Source organism: Nocardia sp. CA-151230 (assembly GCF_050942175.1).
In the GTDB taxonomy this organism is placed as follows: Bacteria; Actinomycetota; Actinomycetes; order Mycobacteriales; family Mycobacteriaceae; genus Nocardia.
Map to the genome: position 1 here is coordinate 2430653 of NZ_CP192061.1, position 22195 is coordinate 2452847.

Annotated in this window: 20 protein-coding genes; 13 read left to right on the forward strand and 7 right to left on the reverse strand. The window is 69.9% G+C overall.

What is annotated here, in order from left to right; genetic code table 11:
• Positions 1 to 53: 53 nt before the first annotated feature.
• Complete coding sequence (locus ACQP1O_RS11005) at positions 54 to 221, forward strand: hypothetical protein (RefSeq protein ID WP_433565709.1); 168 nt, start codon at positions 54 to 56, stop codon at positions 219 to 221.
• A 9-nt stretch (positions 222 to 230) separates the two neighbouring features.
• Here the strand turns inward: ACQP1O_RS11005 and ACQP1O_RS11010 are convergent, their stop codons facing one another.
• Positions 231 to 1799, reverse strand: a complete 1569-nt coding sequence (locus tag ACQP1O_RS11010; RefSeq protein ID WP_433565710.1) for a DUF4139 domain-containing protein — start codon at positions 1797 to 1799, stop codon at positions 231 to 233.
• Positions 1800 to 2199: 400 nt separating this feature from the next.
• Between ACQP1O_RS11010 and ACQP1O_RS11015 the strand changes: the two genes are divergently transcribed.
• Positions 2200 to 3603 carry an MATE family efflux transporter gene (locus ACQP1O_RS11015; RefSeq protein WP_433567648.1) on the forward strand — a complete coding sequence of 468 codons (1404 nt, stop codon included), beginning with the start codon at positions 2200 to 2202 and terminating at the stop codon, positions 3601 to 3603.
• A 67-nt stretch (positions 3604 to 3670) separates the two neighbouring features.
• Here the strand turns inward: ACQP1O_RS11015 and ACQP1O_RS11020 are convergent, their stop codons facing one another.
• The 3 genes from ACQP1O_RS11020 to grpE form a co-directional block, all read right to left on the reverse strand.
• The gene (locus tag ACQP1O_RS11020) at positions 3671 to 4816 is read right to left on the reverse strand and encodes a Rieske 2Fe-2S domain-containing protein (protein WP_433565711.1); all 1146 of its coding nucleotides are present in this window, start codon (positions 4814 to 4816) and stop codon (positions 3671 to 3673) included.
• Positions 4817 to 4835: 19 nt separating this feature from the next.
• Positions 4836 to 5624, reverse strand: coding sequence for an SDR family NAD(P)-dependent oxidoreductase (locus ACQP1O_RS11025; RefSeq protein ID WP_433565712.1), 789 nt, complete (start codon positions 5622 to 5624; stop codon positions 4836 to 4838).
• A gap of 63 nt (positions 5625 to 5687) precedes the next feature.
• On the reverse strand, positions 5688 to 6203 hold the full coding sequence (gene grpE / locus ACQP1O_RS11030) for a nucleotide exchange factor GrpE (protein ID WP_433565713.1): 516 nt from the start codon (positions 6201 to 6203) through the stop codon (positions 5688 to 5690).
• Positions 6204 to 6252: 49 nt separating this feature from the next.
• On the opposite strand from grpE, the gene ACQP1O_RS11035 reads away from it, so the two are divergent.
• The 3 genes from ACQP1O_RS11035 to ACQP1O_RS11045 all read left to right on the forward strand — a co-directional run bounded on the left by ACQP1O_RS11035 (position 6253) and on the right by ACQP1O_RS11045 (position 11554).
• The gene (locus ACQP1O_RS11035; RefSeq protein WP_433565714.1) at positions 6253 to 7935 is read left to right on the forward strand and encodes an Hsp70 family protein; all 1683 of its coding nucleotides are present in this window, start codon (positions 6253 to 6255) and stop codon (positions 7933 to 7935) included.
• Between the two features lie 27 nt (positions 7936 to 7962).
• A complete protein-coding gene (locus ACQP1O_RS11040; RefSeq protein WP_433565715.1) occupies positions 7963 to 10512 on the forward strand; it encodes a hypothetical protein in 2550 nt (849 codons plus the stop codon).
• Positions 10513 to 10612: 100 nt separating this feature from the next.
• On the forward strand, positions 10613 to 11554 hold the full coding sequence (locus tag ACQP1O_RS11045) for a metallophosphoesterase family protein (protein ID WP_433567649.1): 942 nt from the start codon (positions 10613 to 10615) through the stop codon (positions 11552 to 11554).
• Positions 11555 to 11659: 105 nt separating this feature from the next.
• On the opposite strand, the gene ACQP1O_RS11050 is transcribed toward ACQP1O_RS11045, so the two are convergent.
• Genes ACQP1O_RS11050 through ACQP1O_RS11060 form a run of 3 tightly spaced genes read right to left on the reverse strand, consistent with a single transcriptional unit; the run spans position 11660 to position 15452 of the window.
• Positions 11660 to 13906, reverse strand: a complete 2247-nt coding sequence (locus ACQP1O_RS11050) for a xanthine dehydrogenase family protein molybdopterin-binding subunit (RefSeq protein ID WP_433565716.1) — start codon at positions 13904 to 13906, stop codon at positions 11660 to 11662.
• Complete coding sequence (locus ACQP1O_RS11055; RefSeq protein WP_433565717.1) at positions 13903 to 14910, reverse strand: FAD binding domain-containing protein; 1008 nt, start codon at positions 14908 to 14910, stop codon at positions 13903 to 13905. The genes ACQP1O_RS11050 and ACQP1O_RS11055 overlap by 4 nt, the downstream gene beginning before the upstream one ends.
• Entirely contained in the window at positions 14907 to 15452 is a 546-nt protein-coding gene (locus ACQP1O_RS11060; protein WP_433565718.1) for a (2Fe-2S)-binding protein, read from the reverse strand. The genes ACQP1O_RS11055 and ACQP1O_RS11060 overlap by 4 nt, the downstream gene beginning before the upstream one ends.
• Before the next feature lie 237 nt (positions 15453 to 15689).
• On the opposite strand from ACQP1O_RS11060, the gene npt reads away from it, so the two are divergent.
• The 8 genes from npt to ACQP1O_RS11100 all read left to right on the forward strand — a co-directional run bounded on the left by npt (position 15690) and on the right by ACQP1O_RS11100 (position 22180).
• Entirely contained in the window at positions 15690 to 16364 is a 675-nt protein-coding gene (gene npt / locus ACQP1O_RS11065; protein ID WP_433567650.1) for a 4'-phosphopantetheinyl transferase Npt, read from the forward strand.
• Positions 16364 to 17317 carry a tRNA pseudouridine(55) synthase TruB gene (gene truB, locus ACQP1O_RS11070; protein ID WP_433565719.1) on the forward strand — a complete coding sequence of 318 codons (954 nt, stop codon included), beginning with the start codon at positions 16364 to 16366 and terminating at the stop codon, positions 17315 to 17317. The genes npt and truB overlap by 1 nt, the downstream gene beginning before the upstream one ends.
• Positions 17318 to 17466: 149 nt before the next feature.
• Positions 17467 to 17862, forward strand: coding sequence for an ester cyclase (locus tag ACQP1O_RS11075; RefSeq protein ID WP_433565720.1), 396 nt, complete (start codon positions 17467 to 17469; stop codon positions 17860 to 17862).
• Positions 17863 to 17937: 75 nt separating this feature from the next.
• A complete protein-coding gene (locus ACQP1O_RS11080; RefSeq protein WP_433565721.1) occupies positions 17938 to 18831 on the forward strand; it encodes a LysR substrate-binding domain-containing protein in 894 nt (297 codons plus the stop codon).
• A 91-nt stretch (positions 18832 to 18922) separates the two neighbouring features.
• Positions 18923 to 19087: a hypothetical protein gene (locus tag ACQP1O_RS11085; RefSeq protein WP_433565722.1), complete on the forward strand. Its 165-nt coding sequence runs from the start codon at positions 18923 to 18925 to the stop codon at positions 19085 to 19087.
• Between the two features lie 95 nt (positions 19088 to 19182).
• Positions 19183 to 19917 (forward strand): SDR family oxidoreductase, encoded by a 735-nt coding sequence (locus ACQP1O_RS11090; protein WP_433565723.1) that lies wholly within the window; start codon positions 19183 to 19185, stop codon positions 19915 to 19917.
• A 249-nt stretch (positions 19918 to 20166) separates the two neighbouring features.
• Positions 20167 to 21114 carry a trypsin-like serine peptidase gene (locus tag ACQP1O_RS11095; protein WP_433565724.1) on the forward strand — a complete coding sequence of 316 codons (948 nt, stop codon included), beginning with the start codon at positions 20167 to 20169 and terminating at the stop codon, positions 21112 to 21114.
• A 19-nt stretch (positions 21115 to 21133) separates the two neighbouring features.
• Complete coding sequence (locus ACQP1O_RS11100; RefSeq protein WP_433565725.1) at positions 21134 to 22180, forward strand: M4 family metallopeptidase; 1047 nt, start codon at positions 21134 to 21136, stop codon at positions 22178 to 22180.
• Positions 22181 to 22195: the final 15 nt, after the last annotated feature.

Here is a 22195-nt window from a genome sequence, read left to right on the forward strand (position 1 = left end):
CCGCATGCGCGCCCACCCGGGCCGGGAATGGCTCGTCCGGCACCGCGATCCTCATGTTCGGCAACCGCCGCTTCCGCGTCGAGACCCACCAGGCGGCCGAATTCCCCACGATGATGCCGCACGCCATCGGCGCCGAGGGCAAACCGTGCGAGATCCTCGGGATCTTCGACCGCGCCGCCCACCGCGGGCACCGGCCGGACGACAATGGCGCCGCCGGGTGATGGGCCGGGTCAGTCCGGCAGGCCGAAAATGGTGACGCCCTTGGGGGCTTCGAATCGGTAGCCGAGGGTGATGACCGTCCGGTCCTGCGGCCCGAGGTCGCGTTTCCAGGTGAGGATGCCGAGGTCGTCGCGCTCGGTCGGGGGCGGTTTCAGGACCGTGTCGCGGACGGTGACAGTGGTGTCGCGGGCGACCGGCAGGCGGTCGAGGACAGTCACGGTGGTGGGGCGGGCGCCGTGGTTGGTGACGGTGATCGTGTACTCCATTTCGACGCGGCGGGCCGAGCCGAGGGTCGCCTTGGAGGCATTGCGGCGCACCAGTTCTCGTTCGACGCGGATGCGATCGTCCACGCCGAGGGCGAGTTCGCGTTCCTCGCCGGGGGCCCAGAGGTCGAGATCGGTGGCGCCGACGTATTCGGTGTCGTTGAACAGGGACGCGCGGCCCTTGGGGAAGGTGTGCTCGGAGGTGTTGCGCGCGGTGGCGCGCAGGATCGCCTCGGGCGAGCGGATCGGCGCGGTCACGTGATCCAGATCGGCCTCGAGGTCGAGGGCGATGATCAGCGTGCGGTGTTCGGTGCCGTCGGCGGCGATGGCGACCGGGCGCTGCGGGGAGTAGGTCGCGGCGGTGGCCCCGTGCTCGACGGTCGTGACCGCTTCTCGGACCGGGGGCGGCGGCGGTGGCGGGAGCGCACCGGCGGGCGCGGGCGCGGCCGGGGCGAGCATGGGGTTCGCGCCGTCGTGGTCCCCGGGCCGGGAAGCGCGCCGCCTGGCCAAGAGTTTCGGCTCGGGTGGCGTGGTGCTGAGGTACCACGGGTCCAGTTCGGGCACGTCGAGGGCGACCGCCGGGCGGGCGGTCGACAATTCGAGGCGGCATTCGGGCCAGTCCTCGCCGGTCTGCTGGCGCACCAGTCCGAACCAGCGCAGGCTCAGGCCCCTGTCGTCGAGGCGCAGATCGTAGGTACTGGTCCAGCGCGCGCCGGGCACCACGTAGGACAGTTCCAGTTCGGCGGTGGCCGGCTGGGCGGCGTCGACGGTGATGACCGCGGCCCGGACGTCGGGGCGGTTCTTGCGGCCCAGGTCCGCCAGCCGCCGCTCGATCGCCCGCTTGTCCAGAATGTGCTCCTGCCGCAGGCGTTCTCGGTCGCGGCGTCCGGCATGCACGGCCCCGTATTGCGCCTCGAGACTGTCGCCGAAGGCGATGACCCGCTCGTCGGTCGTCTTGGCCAGGTGCCCGGCGGACTTGTGGACCAGGCGCTGCAGGAATTCGATGCGGGCGTCGGCGGCCCGGTCGGCGTCGGCGAGTTCGGCCAGCGCGGCATCCAGTTCGTTTCTGCGGGAGGTGAGCTCGGCGATCTGTTCGTCGTCCGGCTCGGGCTGCCGTTCGGTGATGATGTCCACCCCGAGGACCGTCACGTCGCCCCGGCCCGCGACGCGGATCGAGTCGCGCAGCAGTTCCAGCGGCAGCGGTGACACACGGATGCGATGTTCGCCCGCGTCCAGTGTCGCCTTGCCGGACCGGGTGACTCGGGCCCGATCCGGATAGACCGTCACCGCCGCGATTGTTGTCTCGAGATCCACCATGCCGCCCAGCCTGCCCGAGGAGCCGTCGCGAGTCGACGGGAATACGCGCGGCGATACGACCGTGCCGGGGAGGGCGCCGCGAATAGTGGTCTGCCGGAGTCGAATTCGCAGGTGCGAGTTGTCCGGGGCGGCCGAGGAATTGGTGGCGAACCTGGTCCGCTGACTCGGCCGGAGCCGACCGGCGACAACGCCGCTGGTGAGTCGGATGCGGACACGGACATATATTTGCTCGGCTATGGATTCCGATCGGTGGCCGGCGGCACGGTCTCGCCGCTTGCGGGATCTGGAAAAGCGGTGGTGACAGGCGGATCGGCGGGTTCGAAGGCGGGGAGGCGGGGCGGTACGGCCGGGTAGGGGTGCCGGGGTGGTGTGGGATGGTGGGCGGATGAGCAGTGCTGGCATGGTGGATGGCGGCGGGGAGGACCCTGCATTCGTGGCCGCGGCGGCGGAGGACGTCGCGGCGGTGCGGGGCGCTGAGGCTGCGGCGGCCGGGCCGCGGCGGATTCTCGGGATCGCGGTGCCGACGCTGGGGGTGCTGGTCGCTGAGCCGATCTATCTGCTGTTCGATATGGCTGTGGTGGGGCGGCTGGGGGCCTTGGCGTTGGCCGGGCTGGCCGTCGGGGGATTGATTCTGGCGCAGGTCAGTTCGCAGTTGACGTTCCTGAGTTATGGGACGACGGCTCGGGCTGCGCGGCGGCATGGGGCTGGGGACGAGCGGGCGGCTGTTGTCGAGGGGGTGCAGGCCAACTGGATCGCGGTGGGGGTGGGGATGGCGATCGTGCTGGTGGTGCAGATCTTTGCGGGGCCGATCACGCGGGCCGTCGCGGGTGGGGATGACATCGCGCGGGCGGCGGAGTCCTGGGTGCGGATCGCGTTGTTCGGGGTGCCGTTGATCCTGTTGTCGATGGCGGGGAACGGGTGGATGCGCGGGGTGCAGCAGACTCGGCGGCCGCTGATGTATGTGGTTGCGGGGCTGGTGGTTTCGGGGGTGCTGTGCCCGACGCTGGTGCACGGGCTGCTGGGGGCGCCGCGAATGGAGCTGGAGGGGTCGGCGGTCGCGAATCTGGCGGGGCAGTCGATTTCCGGTGCGCTGTTCGTGAGTGCGCTGTGGCGGGCGAAGGCGCCGCTCGCACCGCATCTCGAGATCATGAAGGCGCAGCTGGTGCTGGGGCGGGATCTGATCGTGCGGAGCCTGGCCTTCCAGGCGTCGTTCGTGTCGGCCGCGGCGGTGGCTTCGCGGTTCGGGGCGGCATCGGTGGCGGCGCATCAGCTGGTGCTGCAGATCTGGAATTTCCTTGCGCTGACCCTGGATTCACTGGCGATCGCGGCGCAGACCCTGGTGGGCGCGGCGCTCGGGGCCGGAAACGCGCGCGGCGCACAGGGTCTGGCGCGGCGGATCACCGGCTGGTCCACGGTCTTCTCGGTGCTGCTGGCGGCGGTGTTCGCGGCCGGATACTCGGTGATCCCCCGGTTGTTCACCGTCGATCCGCCGGTGCTGGATCGCACCCACGTGGTGTGGTGGTTCTTCGTCGCGATGATCCCGGTGGCAGGTGTGGTGTTCGCGCTCGACGGCGTGCTGCTCGGCGCCGGCGATGCCGCGTTCCTGCGCAATGCCACACTGGGGTCGGCGCTGCTGGGGTTCCTGCCGATGATCTGGCTGTCGCTGGCCTGCGACTGGGGGATCGGCGGAATCTGGACCGGGCTGGTCGCTTTCATGCTGCTGCGCCTGGTCGCCGTCGGCCGGCGGGCGTTGTCCGGGCGTTGGGCGCGGGTCGGGATCGAGGTTCCGCGCCGCACCGCCTAGGAGAGATGCCTTCGGTGGCAGTTGGAACGGCGGCCGAGGCGGCGAACGCGCCCCGGCCGCCGTCGAGCTAGTCGGCCGCGCCGTTCGCCTGGGCGGCGGCCTGCCTTTCGAGGTTCTCGGCGACCTCGGCCTGCCAATTCTCGTTGGCGTGCGTGGTGTCGACCTCGTATTCGAACCGGTCGGTCATCTCCGGCTTCACGTCGGCGACATCGACATAGAACTGCTCGTACCACCGCCGATGCTGGTAGACCGGCCCGTCCTCCTGCGTCAGCAGCGGATTGTCGATGCGGGTCTTGTGTTTCCAGATCTCCACGTCCTGCAGGAATCCGACGCCGAAGCTCTTGCCGAACGCCTTGGCCAGCTTCTCCGACTTCTCCGGCGGCAGGCCCTCGATGCGCTGCACGCTCACACCCCACTGCAGGACGAAGGAATTGTGCGTCACCGGGTAGTGGCAGTTGATGAGCACCACCTCGACGGTGTTGTCGCCGAAGTCGTTGTGCAGGGTATTGATCATGTAGGACGGCCCGTAATACGAAGCCTCCGAACGCAACAGCGACATCTCCTGCGAGTAGTTCGACTTCGCGTGCACGTCCGGCCGCCCCTTGGAGTGCAGGAACTGTGTCGCGACGTGCCCTTCGAACACATTCTTGAAGTACACCGGGTACGCGTAGTGGATGTAGAAGAAGTGCGCCATATCGACGTTGTTGTCGATGATTTCGCGGCAGTGCGCGCCCTCGATGAGCAGGGTGTTCCAGTCCCAGTCGCTCCACTGGTCGGTGTCGATGCCCTCGATGTGCGGGATCGCGACCTCGGGCGGCGGGGGATTGCCCTCGGGATCGTTCCACACGAAGAACTGCCCGTTCTCCTCGCAGGTGATCCAGGATCTGGTGCGCGCCAAGGGCGGAACGCGGCGGGCATAGGGGATGGCGGCGCACTTGCCGTCGCCGCGCCAGCGCCAATCGTGGAAGGGGCAGGCGATATTGTCGTCCTTGACGCTGCCGTAGGCGAGGTCCGCGCCCATGTGCCGGCAGTACCCGTCGAGGGCGTGCAGTTCGCCCCTGCTGTCGGACCAGATCACCAGTTTGGTGCCGAAGGCGTTGACCGAGTGGGGTTTTCCGTCCCGGAAGCTCTCGGCCAGCCCGAGACAGTGCCAGCCCCGGGCGAATCGGGTCATCGGCTCGCCGACATCGATGCTGCGATACTGCTGTTTCATGGGCGTCCTCCGCGCTCTCTCATGTGCGTCCTCCGCGATTGATGATCGGCGCCATCACGTCGGGCAGGAGCCTGTTGAGCCCGATGATGAGGCGGTTGTAGGCGGGAAAACTGATGTACTGCTTGTTCTTCGAGACGCCGTCGAGAATCGCGTCGGCGGCGGCCAGCGGCTTCACCTTGGCGAAGGGCAGCTTGTCGATGGAGGCGCGGTAGTCGTAGCCGGGCAGGTTCACGGCACTGTCGAAGATGCCGGTGTCGACCACGCCCGGCAGCACCACGCTGACCTTGATGCCGTGTTCGGCGGCCTCGGCGCGCAGCGCGGTGCTCAGGCCGACCACGGCGTGCTTGGTGGCGGTGTACGCGACCGACCGCGCCACCGGCAGCACGCCCGCGCTGCTGGCGGTGTTGACGATGTGCCCGGCGCCCTGGTCGAGCATGCGCGCGTAGGCGAGGTGGGTGCCGTGCACGACGCCCCAGAAGTTGACGTCGACGATCTGGTTCCAGGCGATGTCGGTCATCTTGGCGAAATCGCCGCCGACCACGATGCCGGCATTGTTGAACATGAAGTCGAGCCGCCCGTGCTCGGCGACGGCGCGCTCGACCACGTCGGCGAGGGCCTCGCGGTCGGTGACGTCGGCGACCATGGTGGTGAGGTCGCCGGCGCTGCTCGCCGCCAGGGAGTCCAGGCCCGCCACCGCGCGGTCGACGGCATAGACGCACGCGCCACGTTGCAGTAACCGGGTCACGAGCGCCTTCCCCATACCGGAGGCGGCACCCGTGACGATCGCGGTGGCGGCGGAATAGGTCATGAGCCCGAGGTTAAGCACTCGTGCTTACTGGAACAAGTGTCAGTTTCGGGCGGCGGGGCCCGGTCAGGCCCTGCGATACCGGCGCACAACGACTTTCGCGGGCCGGATGGACCGATCTCCTATCGTCAGCCCCGGCTGTATGACCGACTCCACGGTCCGGTCGGCGGCCGGATCATCGGTGTCCCTGAGCTCGGCGGCCTCCATGGTGTCCGGATCGAAGTCCGTGCCCCGGAACGGCGTGACCAGCTTGCCGCCCCGCTCGGCCAGCATGCGTTCGACCCGGCGGCTCATGGTCTCGAAGCCCTGGCGGTCCGGTTCCGATTCGGTGGTGGAGGCGAAGGTCTGGGCCAGGCCGTGCAGGGCGAACAGGTCGCGGATCAGGGGAGCGTCGGCTTCGCCGCGCTCGTCGCGGATCTTCAGTTTCGCCTCGTCGGCCAGTCGCTCGATGGTGGCGGCCTGCCGGGCGATGACGCGAGCCAGGTCGTCGATGCGTTCGGTGATGCGGTCGAGTGTCGTGGCCGCTAGGTCTATCGGGGCGGGCAGGGCCGGGAGGGTGGCCGCCGGGGCTGGATCGGTCATGCTCGAACGATAGACCCGGCAGTCGGTCCCGGCTGCTACCATCGCCGTCGTGGGGGTCTATGGAATCGATCTGGGCACAACGAATTCGGCAATTGCGACAATTGACGCGGACGGCCGGCCCGAGGTGCTGATCGGGCTCAATGGGGAACCGACTGTCCCATCAGTTGTCTTGTTCGCCTCCGCCACCGACCATGTGGTGGGGGAGGGCGCGCGCCGGCAGGCCCGCCTGGATCCCGATCACGTGTGCACGCTGGTGAAACGCCGCATGGGAGATGCGGAGTGGAGGTTCGGCGCGCACGGGCAGCTGTGGTCGGCGCCCGCGGTCTCCTCTCTCATTCTGAAAAGCCTTGCCGCCGATGCCGAATTCGCGGGCGGCGAACCGGTGCGGCGGGTGGTGATCACGGTGCCCGCCTACTTCGGCGACGAGGAGCGCCGGGCCACCATCCAGGCCGGCACCTACGCCGGATTCGAGGTGGCGGGCGTGCTGTCCGAGCCCATCGCGGCGGCGCTGTCCTACGGATTCGGGCGGCTGGACGGCGGCATCGAGATCGGCGCGTCGCCGGCGCGCGAGACCGTGCTGGTCTACGACCTCGGCGGCGGTACCTTCGACGCCACCGTCATCGAACTGGCCGATCGGCGTATCTCGGTGCTGGCCGTGGAGGGCGATCATCAGCTCGGCGGCGCGGACTGGGACGAGCGGCTGGCGCTGCACCTGTCCCAGCGGTTCTGCGCCGCCAATCCGGATGCCGAAGACCCCCTGGACGATTCGGTCGGCTCGCAGCTGCTGGTGCTGGCGGCCGAGCAGGCCAAACGCGAGCTCACCACCGCCGACAGCACCGAGGTGGTGATCGCGCACGACGGTGAACGGGCGGTGATCCCGCTGACCCGTGACGAGCTCGAGGCCATGACCGCCTCGCTCATGCGGCGCACGGTGGATCTCACCAAGGCGGTGCTGGCCGCGGCCGGGCAGCGCGGGGTCCGGCAGGTGGATCGGCTGCTGCTGGTGGGCGGCTCGTCGCGGATGCCGATGGTGGCCGAGCAGCTGCGCAAGGAATTCGGGCTGACCGGTGAGCTGCGCGATCCGGATCTGTCGGTGGCGCGCGGGGCCGCGCTCTACGGCGAGAAGCTGGAGATGGAGCGGCTGGTGGCCGCGGATCTGGTGACCCGCGGGCGACTACGCGACGGCGCCGGGCTGAGCGAGGCGGATCCCAGTGATCTGGAGGCCTCGCTGGCGCGGGTGGCCGATTCGTTCGGGCAGCCGGTGAGCCTGGTGCGGCGCATGATCGAGATCCAGGTGGACACGGTGGTGTCGCGTGGCTTCGGGGTGCTGGCGCTGGATCCGTTCAACGGGCTGGCGGCCAGCTGGCTGGTGCATCGCAATCAGACCCTGCCCATTCGTGTGCGGCGGTCCTATGGGACGGTGCGCGCGGACCAGGATCAGATCGAGCTGACCATTGTGGAGCAGCAGGGGCAGGCGGCGTCCACGCGGCCCGAGGACACGAAGGTGTTGGTGGAGGGCAGGATTCGCGACATTCCACCCGGGTATCCGGAGGGTAGTGAAGTCCGGGTGACCTTCGAGATGGGATTCGACGGCGTGCTGCACGTGACCGCCTACCATGTGGATGCCGATCTGCCGCTGACGCTTTCGGTGCAGACCGGGGCCACCCTGTCGCAGGCGGATGTGGAGCGCGAACTGGATCAGTTGCAGCGCACCCGCCGCCGCAACTCCTGACCGGTATACGCTGTCCGACGACAAGCCATGCATGCCTTCGATTCCAATGACTACCGCAAGCGCGTCCTCGCCGCCGTCGAACGCCGGGGCGGGCTCGGTGAGTCGGATGCCTTCGAGCTGTACGACATTCCGCTCGCGGAGGCCGCGCGGCTGAGCGACGCCGAGGTGGCGGCGCGGGTCGGGGCGGTGTGGGCGTTCTGGCAGAAGCTGCGCGACCATCCCAAGTACCGGGTGCTGGCCGGGCTGCTGGTGGACGCGCACGCCGAGCTCTCGGAACCCTTGCTGCACACCGGTTCCCGGCTCGTCGAGGCGGATCGGGTGACGCAGCTGCGGGCCCGGCGGGAGGCCGAGCGCTACGAGATGCTCGACGCCGCCATCGAGCGGCTGGTGGCACGGCACGGCGGCATTCCCGCCGCCAAGATCCCCGGCCTCGAGGACATCGGCCGCATGGGCGGGCTGACCGTGGCCGAGATCGCCGCCCGGGTGCGCCGCCACCGCATCATCGACGAGGCGCGCGCACCGGAATCGCCATCCGCCGCGCCCGCCCTGAGTTCCGAACGCCGCCGGCAGATCCGCGCGCTCCTCGCCGAATACGAGCGCCTGCTTCCCGGCGATCCGGTCCCCACCCTGCTGGCTCTGCTCGGCATGGAATTCGCCGCCGCTCACCACACCAACGAGATCCGCCTGCGCGCCGGCGCCCTGCGCGCCCGCACCCGCGAACTGCCGCCCGGCCGGATCCGCGTGGTCCTCGACGAACTCCTCATCCATATCGGCGACATCCTCGAGCCCGGCGGCGCCACGGTCGACGCCTACCTTCTCGCCATCACCGAGACGATCACCGACCAGCTCCGTCCCCAGGTCCGCGCCGCCGTGCTCGTCGAAGACCTCCTGGTGGCAGCAGATTTCGACTACCTTCTCGGCGTGGCCATCGCTGCCGGCCTCGACCGCGCCGCCGCCGAACGCATCCTCATCACCCTCACCGACGAACTCGGCACCACCGTCGAAGGCCGCGAACACCTGGCCGCCCCGTCCCGCCCCGGTGGGCCCGCACGGACCAGCCCCGGCACCACGACTTCGACCCGCTCGGCGGGGAATGGTGCTCCGTCAGGGACCGGCGCGGCCGCCGGAAGCGAATTCGGCCGCGATCGCGCGAGCAACCCCCGGGGTCGGGGTCCGGCCGCTTCGGACGCCGGCGACTCGTCGGGCGGCACATCGGGAAGCCGTGGTGCGCAGGGTGATTCGCGGACCGGCGGGGCCGCGCGGATCGACCGTGCAGCTGGTCCCGTCGGCTCGGCGGATGGCTTCGGCCCGGACCGCGATGCGGCGACCGCTGCCGGAAGCGCGGGCGGCTCATCGGGAGCCGATGGCGGGCAATGGAATTCGGGCGGCGGCGCACCTGCTCGAGGTCGTGGAGAGGCGCCGGAGGCGGCGCAGTGGCAGCGGACGCCCTACACGGGCGAGGCGGCCGGGGCGGGTGCGGGGCGGCCGTGGGAGGCGGCGTTGCGGGCGGCGCGGGCCTCGTTGCGGGCGGGACGACCCAGGGAGGCGGCGGGATTCGTCACCGATGCGCGGCGCGGGGTCGGGGACGACGGTCTGGGAGCGCGGTCGGTGCGGGCGGTGGGGGAAGAGGTCGAGCGGGTGCTGGCGGAGGCGGCCGTGCACTGGCGGGCGGCCGTGTCCTGCTGCGCGGGGCGGCGGTTCGTGGAGGCGCTGGGCGAGCATCTGGATTTTCTGGATCGGCGGGCGGCGGATGTGCCCAATCCCGATCCGCGGGGAGCGGGCCGGGAGCTGCTGATCGGGCGGGCGCGGGCCGCGGTGATGGAGGCGAGGCGGCTGTTCGAGGCGCTGCCGTCGGATCCGGGACTGCGCATGCAGGCCGTGCGGGCCGTGCTCGAGGTGTGCGCCGACCATGCCGAGGCGCTGGCGGTGCTGGCCGAATTGCAGGTGGGCGCGCCGGGAACGGTGACGACGAGCCGCAAGCCGGACGGGACGGTGGTGATCACCTGGCTCCCGTCGCGGACCACGCAGGTGGAGTACCGGGTCACGCGGCTGCTGGCCGATGGATCGTGGCGGGTGGTGGGTCGCACCCGCGGCACCGCGCTGGAGGACGGCGGGGCGCTGACCGGGCCGGTGCCGGTGTACGGGGTGGTTGCGTCGGTCTCCGGCCGGGCCTCCGAAATGGCCCGGTCCGATGGGGATTCGGACCGTGATGCGGCCCAGGGTGGCGAGCCGGATGCCGCAGATGGCGGGCCCGATGCCGACGGGCCGAGTGGTATGCCCACCGTGCGCAGCCTGACCGAACAGCGCGGGCTGCTGGTCTTCGAATGGCCGATCGGCATCACCGAGGTGATGGTGGTGGCCCGCCCCGACGCCCCGCCGGTGGATCCCGAGGATCCCCGGGCGCGACGGTGGAAGGTCACCAATATGCGCTACGAGATCGACGGCGGGGTGCGGATCCCGTCCGAGATCCCGCGGCCGTGTCACGTGGCCGTGGCTTCCTGCCGGCGCGATGCCACCGGAATTCTCACCGTCGCCGCTGGATTCGGCCCGAACGCCCGGATTCGCTGGGTGCGCTGAGAGCCGCTGTGGCCCCGCATGGGAATCTGGTGGGCGCCGGGTCTGTTGCTGCGAGGACCGGTCGTGAACAGAGAGGCGGAGCTGGGTGATTCCGAAGTTGATGGCGGTGAGCGACATCCATGTCGGTCATCAGGGCAACAAACCGGTGGTCGAGGCGATCCGCGCGGATTCCCCCGAGGACTGGCTCATCCTGGCCGGTGACGTCGGCGAGAAGACCGATGACATCCGCTGGGCACTGGAGACCCTGCGCGGCCGCTTCGCCAAGGTCATCTGGGTGCCCGGCAATCACGAATTGTGGACCACCGCAAAGGATCCCGTGCAGATGCACGGCGCGGCCCGCTACGACTACCTGGTCTCGCTGTGCCGCGATGTGGACGTCGTCACACCGGAGGACCCGTTCCCGGTGTGGGAGGGCGCGGGCGCGGAGGAGTTCGGCGGCTCGGTCACCCTGGCCCCGCTGTTCATGCTCTACGACTATTCCTGGCTGCCGGAGGGCGCGAAGACCAAGGCCGAGGGCCTGGCCATCGCCAAGGACCGCAATGTGGTGGCCACCGACGAGTTCCTGCTCTCGGCCGAGCCGTACCTGACGCGCGACGCCTGGTGCCACGCCCGCGTCCAGTACACCCAGCGCCGCCTCGACGCCCTGCCCGCCGACACCCCGCTGGTGCTGATCAACCACTTCCCGCTGCTGCGCAAGCCGGTCGACATGATGTGGTACCCGGAGTTCTCCCTGTGGTGCGGCACCGACCTCACCTCCGACTGGCACACCAGCTACAACGTGGTCTGCGCCGTCTACGGACACCTCCACATCCCCCGCACCACCTGGTACGACGGCGTCCGCTTCGAAGAGGTCTCCCTCGGCTACCCCCGGGAATGGCAGCGCCGCGGCCTCCCCGACAAACTCCTGCGCCAGATCCTCCCCGTCCCCGACTACGGCGACACCCTCAACGAGTGGGGCGGCCACTTCAAGATCACCCCCGAAATGCAGGCCGCCGCCCTGAAGATGAAAGAGGCCGCCGAGCGCCGCCGCGGCCTGGTCTGACACCCGCGCCGCGGCGGCGGGGCCGTGGTGACGCTTCGGCGATCGGGGCGTGGGTCGGCCGCTTGCCGCGGCGGCCGACCCGATTCACCTGTGAGACACCGGTTTTCAGAGCAGGTGTTCGATGCGCACCGGGAACTCGCGGATGTGTTTGCCGGTGGCGTGCGCGATCGCGTTCACGATGGCGGCGGCCGCACCGATCATGCCGAGCTCGCCGAGCCCCTTCACCCCCAGCGGGTTGACGATCGCGTCGTTGACCTCCACGAAGGAGATGTCGACCTCCGGCGCGTCGGCATTGACGGGCAGCAGATATTCCAGCAGTGACGGATTGGACCACGCGCCGGTGCGCGCATCCGGCAGCGTCGCCTCCAGCAGCGCCTGCGACAGCCCCCAGTTCATGCCGCCCAGCACCTGGCTGCGCGCCAGCTTGGCATTGAGCACCCGCCCGGGCGCGAAGGTCCCCACCATGCGCCGCACCCGGACCAGCCCGAGCTCCGGATCCACCGCCACTTCGGCGAACTGCGCGCCGAAACTGATGCGCCCGAACGGCAGATCGCCGGTGGGCGGGTGCCAGGTGCCGATGGTCTCCAGGTCGGTGAGATGGTGGCGGGTCAGCAGCGCCGAATACGTCTCGCCGACAGCGGGATTGAAGCGCACCCGCAGCCGCCCGCCGCGCGCCTCGATCTCCGGGGCGATCCGCCCGTGCAGCGGCGACTCCGGATCGCCGACCGCGAGCGCGATCAACTGCCCGCGCAGATCGGTGCACGCGGTGTGCACGGCCGCGCTGATCATGCCCGCACCCATCGATCCGACGGCCGCCGCGATGTTCGGGTAGTCGGTGTCGCCGATATCGACTCGGATGCGGTCGAATTCGACGCCCAGGGTGTCCCCGGCGACCTGCGCCATGGCGGTGGCCACGCCGGTGCCGAAGTCCTGGGTACCCGCCTGCACGATCAGCGCCCCGTCGGCGAGCAGCCGCACATGGGCGCGCTGCGGCTGTCCCGGCTCGTACACCGGGTATCCGGCGGTGGCCATGCCCCAGCCCAGCAGCCAGTGGCCGTCGGCGCGCGGGGCGCCGCGCCCGGTCCCGATGGACCAGCCGAAGCGTTCGGCGGCGGTGCGCACGCATTCGGCGTACCCGTCGGAACTCCACGGATGCCCGCTCGCCGGGTCGATGGTGGCGTGATTGTGCAGCCGTAATGCCAGGGGGTCCATGCCGATGTCGGCGGCCAGCTCGTCGACGGCGCACTCCATGGCGAGCATGCCGGAGGCCTCGCCGGGCCCGCGCATGAACGTCGGCGACATGAGGTTGCCGCGAACGAGGCGATACTGCCCGTCCCAGTGCGGAATCGCGTACGCCTGCCCGGCCACGCCCAGCGACACCTCGGCCCAGTCGTCGAACGGTGAGGTGACGGACAGCTTGTGATGCCGCAGCCCGGTGAAGGTCCCCTTGCCGTCGCAGGTCAGCGTCACCCGCTGCTCCTGTTCCTCCCGCAATCCGGTGCCGTAGAACATCTGCTCGCGGGTGAGCACCACCTTGACCGGGCGTCCCAGTTCCCGGGCGAGCATGGGCGCGAGCGTGACATGCGGCCAGATCAGGGCCTTGCCGCCGAAGCCGCCGCCCACGTAGTGCGCGACCACTCGCACATTGGCGGGCGAGATGCCCAGGTACGCGGCCACCGTGGCCTGGGTGGCGCTCACGCCCTGGGTGGCGTCGTACACGGTGACGGTGTCGCCGTCCCAGCTCGCCGCGGTGGCCGAGCACTCGATGGGATTGTGGTGGTTGGCGGCGAAATGGTAAGTGGCGTCGACGGTGTGGACCGCGGTGTCGGCGGCCACCTCGAAGTCCCCGCGCGACTGTACGGCCGGGACGAGACCGCAGAACACCGTCTTCGGCTGATACTGCGCGTCGCGTCCGTCCTCGAGCCGGATGACCGGCTGCTGCGCGTCGTAGCCGGCCGTCACGAGCTCGGCGGCGTGCTGGGCGCACTCGAAGGTATCCGCGACCACCACGGCGATCGGCTGGCCGTAGTAGTGAATCGTGGTGTCCTGCAAGGGGAAGAAGGTCTGCCCGGGCGCGGGCCCGCCGAAGCCGGACGGCCACTGCGACGGGATGGCCGCCACCTTCGGCAGGTTCTCGTGCGTGTACACCGCGACCGCCCCCGCCGCGAGCGCGGGCCCGCTGTCGATGGAAAGCACTGTGCCGCTGCCGATCCGCGCGCCCACGATCACCGCGTGCGCCAGGCCGGGCAGCGGCACCTCGGCGGTGTACTGCGCCGCCCCGGTGACCTTGGCGCGCCCGTCGACCCGGTCGAATCCTTGCCCGATCAGTGGCCGGGCCGCGGTGGCGGTCATCGAGTTGCTCCCGAATGTGGTTGCGGTGACACCGTTTCCAGCGCCCGCACCAGCGTCCGCCGCGCCAGTTCCGCCTTGAACGCGTTCATCGGGTGCGAGGTGTCCGCGCCCTGCAGTTCGGTTGCCGCGGCCCTGTCGAAGTTCTCGCGGGTCGCGGACACCCCGATCAGCAACTGCTCGGCGATCCGGGCCCGCCACGGCTTGGTCGCGATACCGCCCAGCCCGATCCGCACATCCAGCACCGTGCCGTCGGCGACGCTCAGCGCGACCGCCGCCGAGGCGAGCGCGAACTCGTAGGACTCCCGGTCGCGCACCTTCAGATAGTGCGAGTTGCGGGCGAACGGCAGTGCGGGCACATCGATGTGGGTGATCAGTTCGTCGGGGGCGATCGGATGCTCGAGCTGCGGGGTGCGGCCGGGCAGCAGGAAGAAGTCGTCGAAGGCGATCGTGCGTTCCCCGCGCGGACCCCACACGGTGACCGTCGCCTCCAGGGCCGTCAACGGGACCGCCACATCCGAGGGATGGGTGGCGAAGCACCGCTGTCCGGTCCCGAGCACCGCGTGCCCCCGGTGCAACCCGTCGATCGCATCGCAGCCCGACCCGGGATCGCGCTTGTCGCAGGCGCTGGCGGGATCCCGGAAATACGAGCACCGCACCTTCTGCATGAGGTTGCCGCCCATCGTCGCCATGTTCCGCAACTGCGCCGACGCCCCCTGTCGCAGCGCCTGTGACAGGAACGGATAGCGTTCGGCCACACCCGATTCCGCCGCCACCTCGGTCATGGTGGCGAGCGCGCCGATGCGGAGCCCGCCGTCGGCGGTGTGCTGGATTCCGCCCAGCGGCAGCCAGGTGATGTCCACGACATTGTCCGGTTCCAGCGCGCCGGTGCGCAGCAGGTCCACCAGTGTGGTGCCGCCCGCCAGGAAAACCGTTGCGGGCCTGGATGTCACGGTGCTCACCGCCTGTTCGACGGTGGTCGGCCGGGCGTAGGAGATGGGTTTCACGGCAGCTCACCGTCCTCGCGCCGCAGGGCGTCCCGGCCCTGGCAGACGGCCTCCCGGATGTTCTGATAGGCCGCGCACCGGCAGATATTGCCGCTCATCCACTCCGCGATCTCGGCCTCGGATTCGGCGTGGCCCTCCTCGATGCATTTGATGGCCGACATGATCTGGCCGGGAGTGCAGTAGCCGCACTGGAATCCGTCGGCCGCCAGGAACGCCCGCTGCACCGGATGCAGCCGATCCCCGTCGGCCACGCCCTCGATGGTGGTGATCTCGCGGCCCTCGGCGGCCAGCGCCAGGGTCAGGCAGGCCAGCACCCGCCGATTGTCGATCCACACCGTGCAGGCCCCGCAGGCGCCCTGGTCGCAGCCCTTCTTGGTGCCGGTCAGGTGCAGATGCTCGCGCAGCGCGTCCAGCAGGCTGGTGCGGGGTTCGAGCACCGGGTAGTGGTCGTGGCCGTTGACGCGCAGGGTGGTCATGGTGCGGGTGGGCCCGATGAATCCGGCCGGCGCGGGGCCGATCCGTTTCGATGGCTCGACGGTCATATCGCGCCTCCTGCCTCGCGGACTCGCCGGGAGAGCCGCGATGGTTGCGGACTGCGGATTGGATATGAGCTGGCAAAAGCCTAGCAACGGACCCGTGGCGGTGTCCGGCGAAGAGTGCTCCCGGATGACCGGCGGAGCGGCCCGCGCCTGCCCGGTAGGCTCGATTCGGCAGTGCCGGAAGCGAGCAGGAGGCGGGTCATCGAGGAGCGGGCAGTCGCGGCGACGGAGTCGGCGCGCATACTCGGCAGGATTCTGCCCAACGGGGTCGCTGCGGCCGAACTGACGGCGTACCCGGAGGACCTGAAACCGCACCCCGGCGAGGAGCACCTGATTGCCCGTGCGGTCGAGAAGCGGCGCCGGGACTTCATCGGCGCGCGCTACTGCGCCCGGCAGGCGCTGGCCCAGCTGGGGGAGCCCGCCGTCGCCATCGGCAAGGGCGGCACCGGTGAACCGGTGTTCCCGCGCGGCATCGTCGGCAGTCTCACCCACTGCGACGGCTACCGGGCCGCCGCGCTCGGCCACAAACTGCGCTTCCGGTCCATCGGCATCGATGCCGAACCGCACGGTCAGCTGCCGGACGGTGTCCTGGACTCGGTGAGCCTGGCGCCCGAGCGGCAGTGGTTGCGGACCGTGCTGCCGGGCACCGATCTGCATCTGGACCGGCTGCTGTTCTGTGCCAAGGAGGCCACCTACAAGGCGTGGTTCCCGCTCACCGGCCGGTGGCTGGGTTTCGAGGACGCGCACATCACCTTCACCGTGGACGAGGAGTCCGCGGGTAGCGGCGCGGGTACCTTCCACACCGAGCTGCTCGTCCCCGGCTCGGTCACCGACGGCGGCAGCCCGCTGACCTCGTTCGACGGCCGCTGGCTGATCAGCGACGGCCTCATCCTGACCGCGATCGTGGAGGCCTGATGGGTGCGGTGCAGGCCAGACGCGAGAAGCTGCCGCCGCTGGTCGACGCCTTCGGCGGCCTGCTGATCGTCGACAAGGACGGCGGCTGGACCAGCCACGACGTGGTCGCCAAGAGCCGAAGGCTGTTGCGCACCAAGAAGGTCGGGCACGCCGGCACCCTCGACCCGATGGCCACCGGCGTGCTGGTGCTGGGTGTGGAACGGGCCACCAAACTGCTGGGGCAGCTGATCCTGACCACCAAGGCGTACACCGCCACCATCCGGCTCGGGCAGTCCACCGTGACCGACGACGCGGAGGGCGAGGTCACCGCGACCACCGCGGCCGGGCATCTCACCGACGCCGAGATCGCCTCGCACATCGCCACATTGACCGGCGACATCCAGCAGGTGCCCGCCACCGTCAGCGCCATCAAGGTCAATGGCGAGCGCGCCTACGCCCGCGCCCGCGCCGGTGAGGACGTGGAGCTGGCCGCGCGCCCCGTCACCGTCAGCCGCTTCGACGTCCTCGCCCGCCGCGATATCGACACCGGCACAACCCGATTCGTCGATCTCGACGTCGAGGTGGAGTGCTCCTCCGGCACCTACATCCGTGCGCTGGCCCGCGACCTCGGCGAAAAGCTCGGTGTCGGCGGCCATCTCACCGCGCTGCGCCGCACCCGCGTCGGCCCCTTCACCCTCGAGCACGCCCGCACCCTGGACCAGCTGGCCGCGGCCGCCGAGGCGGGCGAACCGCTGCTGAGCCTGGACATCGACACCGCCGTGCGCACCGCCTTCCCGGTCCGCGACATCACCGCCGCCCAGGCCGAAGACCTGCGCAACGGCCGCTGGCTGGACCCGATAGGCCTGCCCGGCGTCTACGCCGCTGTCGATCCCGACGGCCACGCGATCGCGCTGCTCCAGGAATCGGGCAAACGCGCCTCCTCGGTCATGGTGGTCCGCCCCGCGAATCTCTGAGGCGGCCCGTTCTTCTGGCGTGGCATCGACCGATCTCTGCCGGCGTGGTGCTGCCCGATCGCCGAGACCGCGCTGCCCAATCCCGCACGCCGCGTGGGCGACCGGGCGCACCATGGAGAGGGCCGCCCGGCCGCGCAGAGGAGGCGAAGATGCCCACCGACCTCTCCCTCGAATCCATGAAGCAGTTCGTCGCCGACCATTTCGAGGAGTTCGTGAACCGGCGCAATGCCGCTGTCATCCACCGCAATATGACCCCCGACTTCCTCGACCACGACGGCCCCAGCGGCCGCCCCACCGACCTGACCGGCGACGAGAAGATGATGCTCGGCATGTACGAGGCCATGCCCGACCTGCACGTCACGGTGGTGGAGATGCTCGCCGAGGGCGACCGGGTGATGTGCCGCAACATCTGGCGCTGGACCGACCGCGCCACCGGCCGGCCGCTCAGCTTCCAGGGCTTCGTGCTGTGGCGCTTCCAGGGTCGCCGCATCGCCGAACGCTGGGCCACCGTCACCTCCCCCTCCCCGAGCCCGGGCTGGGCGTAGATCCCTCGAATTCCGAGGCGATTCCGGTGCCCGGCGGGTTGTCCGCGCACCCGGGCGGCCGCCTACTCTTCAAGGGTGGAATTGCGGCAGTTGCGGTATTTCGTGGCGGTGGCGGAGGAGTTGCATTTCCGGCGCGCGGCGGAGCGGTTGTTCATCTCCACTCCGACGTTGAGCCAGCAGATCCGCGCCATCGAACGTGAGGTCGGCGGGCCGTTGCTGATCCGCGGCAGTCATGGCGTGGAGCTGACGGCCGCGGGTGAGGTGCTGTTGAAGACGGCCCGGAATGTGCTGGAGGCGGCCGAGACCGCGCTGCGCGAGACCCGGGCGGTCGCCCAGCCCGGCAATGCGGTGTTCCGCCTCGGCATCGTGAACGGCGCGCCCGCCTGGCTGCCGGGGCGGCTCGAGGCGCTGCTCAAGGCCCGCCAGCCGGGGGTGCGCATCGCGCTGTCCACCGGTACCAGCGGCGACCAGGCGCGGTTGCTGGATCGGGAGGAGGTCGACCTGGCCGTGCTGCGCATGCCGGTCCGGCTGGCCGACCATCTCACCTGCACCCCCATCGCCGACGAGGAGCTCGGCATCGTCATGTCCCGCGAACACCCGCTCGCGGCAGCGGTTTCGGTGGAGCCGGCCCACCTCGGCGACCACGAGCTCATCATGTTCGCCCGCGACGCCGCCCCCGAGGTCCACGACTCGGTGCTGTCGCAACTGCGTGAGCGGGGTGCGACCGTCGTCCTCAGCGACAGCGCCATGAGCCACGCCCAGATGCTGCAGTTGCTTCCGCTCCGGCCCGGGGCCATCGGCGTCGGCTCCGCCCGCACCGCGACGGTCCCCGGCCTGGTCTGGCGGCCGCTGCAACCCCGCCCCCTGGTCATCACCTACGCCGCCGCCTGGCGGACCGCCACCCGAAACCCCTTGCTGCACACCATGGCCGACGCCCTCGCCGGCGGCCTCCGCCTCGGTTCCGGCTGACCGGTTCCCGCCCGGGCCTTCGACTTTGAGAGTGATGCAAATCACATTCCTAACTGTGTTAGGTGGAACTGCACGCGACACCGTCGATCCCGTGCGCGGGATGGGTCCCTCGGGCATCCACGGCACCCACCTGCCCCCGGCCCGGGGCCTGAACGAGCGGCTGTTCGACCTGACGGCCACCGCGCCGGAGGTGCCCGCGTTCGTCGGCCCGGACCAGCGCGCGGTGGAGGCCATGCTCGCGGCGTTCCAGCCCTGACGCATGCGGCCGGCCTGCGGTGTTAGCCCCGGCCTCACAGCTGTTCGATCGCGCGTCGTGGACGAGGGGTGCGTGCCGCCGGTTTGCTGAATGGCATGACAGACAAGGGATTCGGAACACAGGTCGGACGTGCGGTCGTGGTGGGCGGCGGCTCCGGTATGGGCCAGGCGATCGCCGACGCCTTGCTGGCGGCGGGCAACGAGGTGATCATCGTCGGCCGGTCGGAGCAGCGGCTGGCCGACGCGGTGCGGGAGCTCGGGGATGGGAAGGTGAGTGCCGTCGTCGCGGATGTCGCTGACGAGGAACAGGTTTCGCGGTTGTTCGAGACCGTCGGGACCGTCGATCACGTGATCACCACCGCCGCCGATCCGACCGGGGCGTACGGACCCGTCGCCACCTTCGATTTCGAGCACGGGCGCGGTTTTCTCGAGACGAAGCTGATCGGGTCGATGCTGCTGGCCAAGCACGCGCGCCTGACCGAGAACGGCTCGCTCACCTTCATTTCCGGAATCGCCGCCTACCGCCCGGCGGTGGGCGGGGCGATGGTGGCGGCGGTGAACGCCGCCCTCGCGGGGTTGGCGCGGGCGCTCGCGATCGAACTGAGCCCGATCCGAGTGAACGTGGTCTCGCCCGGCTGGGTGCTGACCGACATCTGGGAGTCCATGCCCTGGGAGGACAAGCAGGAGCGGTTGGCGGCCATGGCGGAGAAGCTGCCCGCCAGGCGGTTGGGGCGACCGGACGACATTGCGGCCGCCGTGCTCTCGATCATCGGCAACGGTTTCGTCACCGGCACCGTCCTGCACGTGGACGGTGGGCACCGCCTCGTCTGACGCCGGCGGCGGTGGTTCTCCGGATGCTCCCTGCAGGCCGACCCGCGGATTCGAGTAGCCGAGTACTCATGCCCCTCGGTTCGGACCGGCTCACCCTGTAGAGGGGCGAAACGGGCCCATCCATTACCGGCCTCGGGGGGTGAGGAGGCTGTGGCTACTCGCGGCCTCCGAATTCATTCTCCGGCTGGGTCATTCGATGATCCCGCAGCTTCGACCCTGCTGGAAACACCCGAAGAGGAGACCACCGCAATGAGCGCATCACGCGAGAACGAGAACTACGTGGTCGGATCCGGCCCGGCCGAAATGGCCGGCGTCGAGGCCGGCGAAGAATACTGGACGCCCGAACGCCGAGCCGCCGCCATCCCGGTTCCGCTGCCGCGGGAGCGTGAGGCCGCACAGCCCCGGCAGGCGATCGCACCGCGGCCGTCCGGAAAGGCCGGGCATACTCCGGCGGGTCACAACGGAACCGGACGCGCACACCGAGAGTCGGGCCGTGGTGGCACCAGCGACGCCGACCCGGTACTGAACCCGCTGGCCTACCCGTACACCACCTGCGGCAAGCTGTTCTTCACCCAGAACAACAACAACTTCGCCGGATCGGCGTCGTTCATCGCGCCGAACGTCCTGCTCACCGCCGGCCACTGTGTCTTCGGCAACGGCAACTGGTCCACCAATCTGGCGTTCTTCCCGTCCTATCCCAGTCGCGCCACCTCGGACCCGGCGTACCGCTTCAACTACACCTTTGCCGCGGCCTGGACGGCGTGGACCCAACGCGGGGACCGTGCCTTCGACTACGGAATGATCTGGTTCGACAGCGCCCCGGGAAATCAGGTGGGCTGGCTGGGTCTGTTGTGGAACGCCGCCACCGCGGGGCGGGTCTGGGATGCGGTCGGCTACCCCGCGACACCCAGCCCGCCCTTCGACGGCAACAAGATGGACGAGGCCCTGGGCACGGTGCAATCCAGTTCGACCGCCGGCACCATCGGGCTGAGCAACGACAATATGGAGCACGGCAGCAGCGGCGGACCGTGGATCACCGATTTCAACGGCTCGGCGCGCCAATATGCGAACGGGCTGCAGAGTTTTCACATCAACGACGGCGACACGGTGGAATTCGGGCCGTACTTCACCCAGGACGTCAAGGGCTTGCTCGACTGGATCTCCGATCCGGCGAACCGCAGCCTCGTTCGCGCCTGAGAACCAAGGGGGAGACATCATGAGAAGGCATTCGCTCGCCTGCATTCTGCCGCCCGACCTGCTGGTCTCGCTGGCCAGGGAAGCGACGCACGAGCAGCGGTTGGCGGTCTTGACGGCCTTGGACATGGACAGTTCGTTCCGGCAGGCTCGTGCCGAGGTCGCCGCCCGGCTCGTCGCGCCCGTCCGGCTCGCGCTGGCCGCCACCGGCGGCACCCCGCACCGCTGGATCTACGACCAGCGGCACTCGCAGGACCCGGGTCCGGGGACGCTGGTCCGGCGCGAGGGCGACCCGCCGTCCGGGGACGCCTCCGCCGACGCGGCGTATGTCGGCTTCGGCGCCACATACTCGCTGTATTGGGATGTGTTTCAACGAGATTCGATCGACGGCCAGGGTATGCCGATCGCCGGGCTGGTGCATTACGGCTCCGCCTTCGACAACGCGTTCTGGGATGGTCAGGGGCACATGTTCTTCGGCGACGGTGACGGCCAGATCCTGACCGACACCACCCAGGGAATCGACGTGATCGGCCATGAGCTGACCCACGGCGTCACCCAACACGAAGCGAACCTGATCTATTCGGGCGAGTCGGGTGCGTTGAACGAGTCGATCTCCGACGTGTTCGGGTCGCTGGTCAAGCAGTACCACCTGGGCCAGACCGCCGCGCAGGCGGACTGGCTCATCGGCGCCGACATCGTGGGGCCATTGCTGAAACCGGCGCTGCGGTCGATGAAAGCACCGGGCACCGCCAACAAGCATGACAATCAGCCGGCGGACATGGCCCACTTCGTGCAGACCACCTCGGACAACGGGGGTGTCCACATCAACTCCGGAATCCCCAACCGCGCGTTCGCCGTCACCGCCATCACGATCGGCGGATCGGCATGGCAGGCGCCGGGCACGATCTGGTACGAAACCCTCAACGACCCGAGGCTCAAGCCCAACAGCACCTTCACCGGCTTCGCGACCCTCACGCTGAAGAACGCGCGCACCCGCTTCGGTGCCACGAGTAGCGAAGCCGACGCGGTGCGGGCCGGCTGGGACGCGGTGAAGGTTCCGGTGCAGTGATCACATCGGGACTAC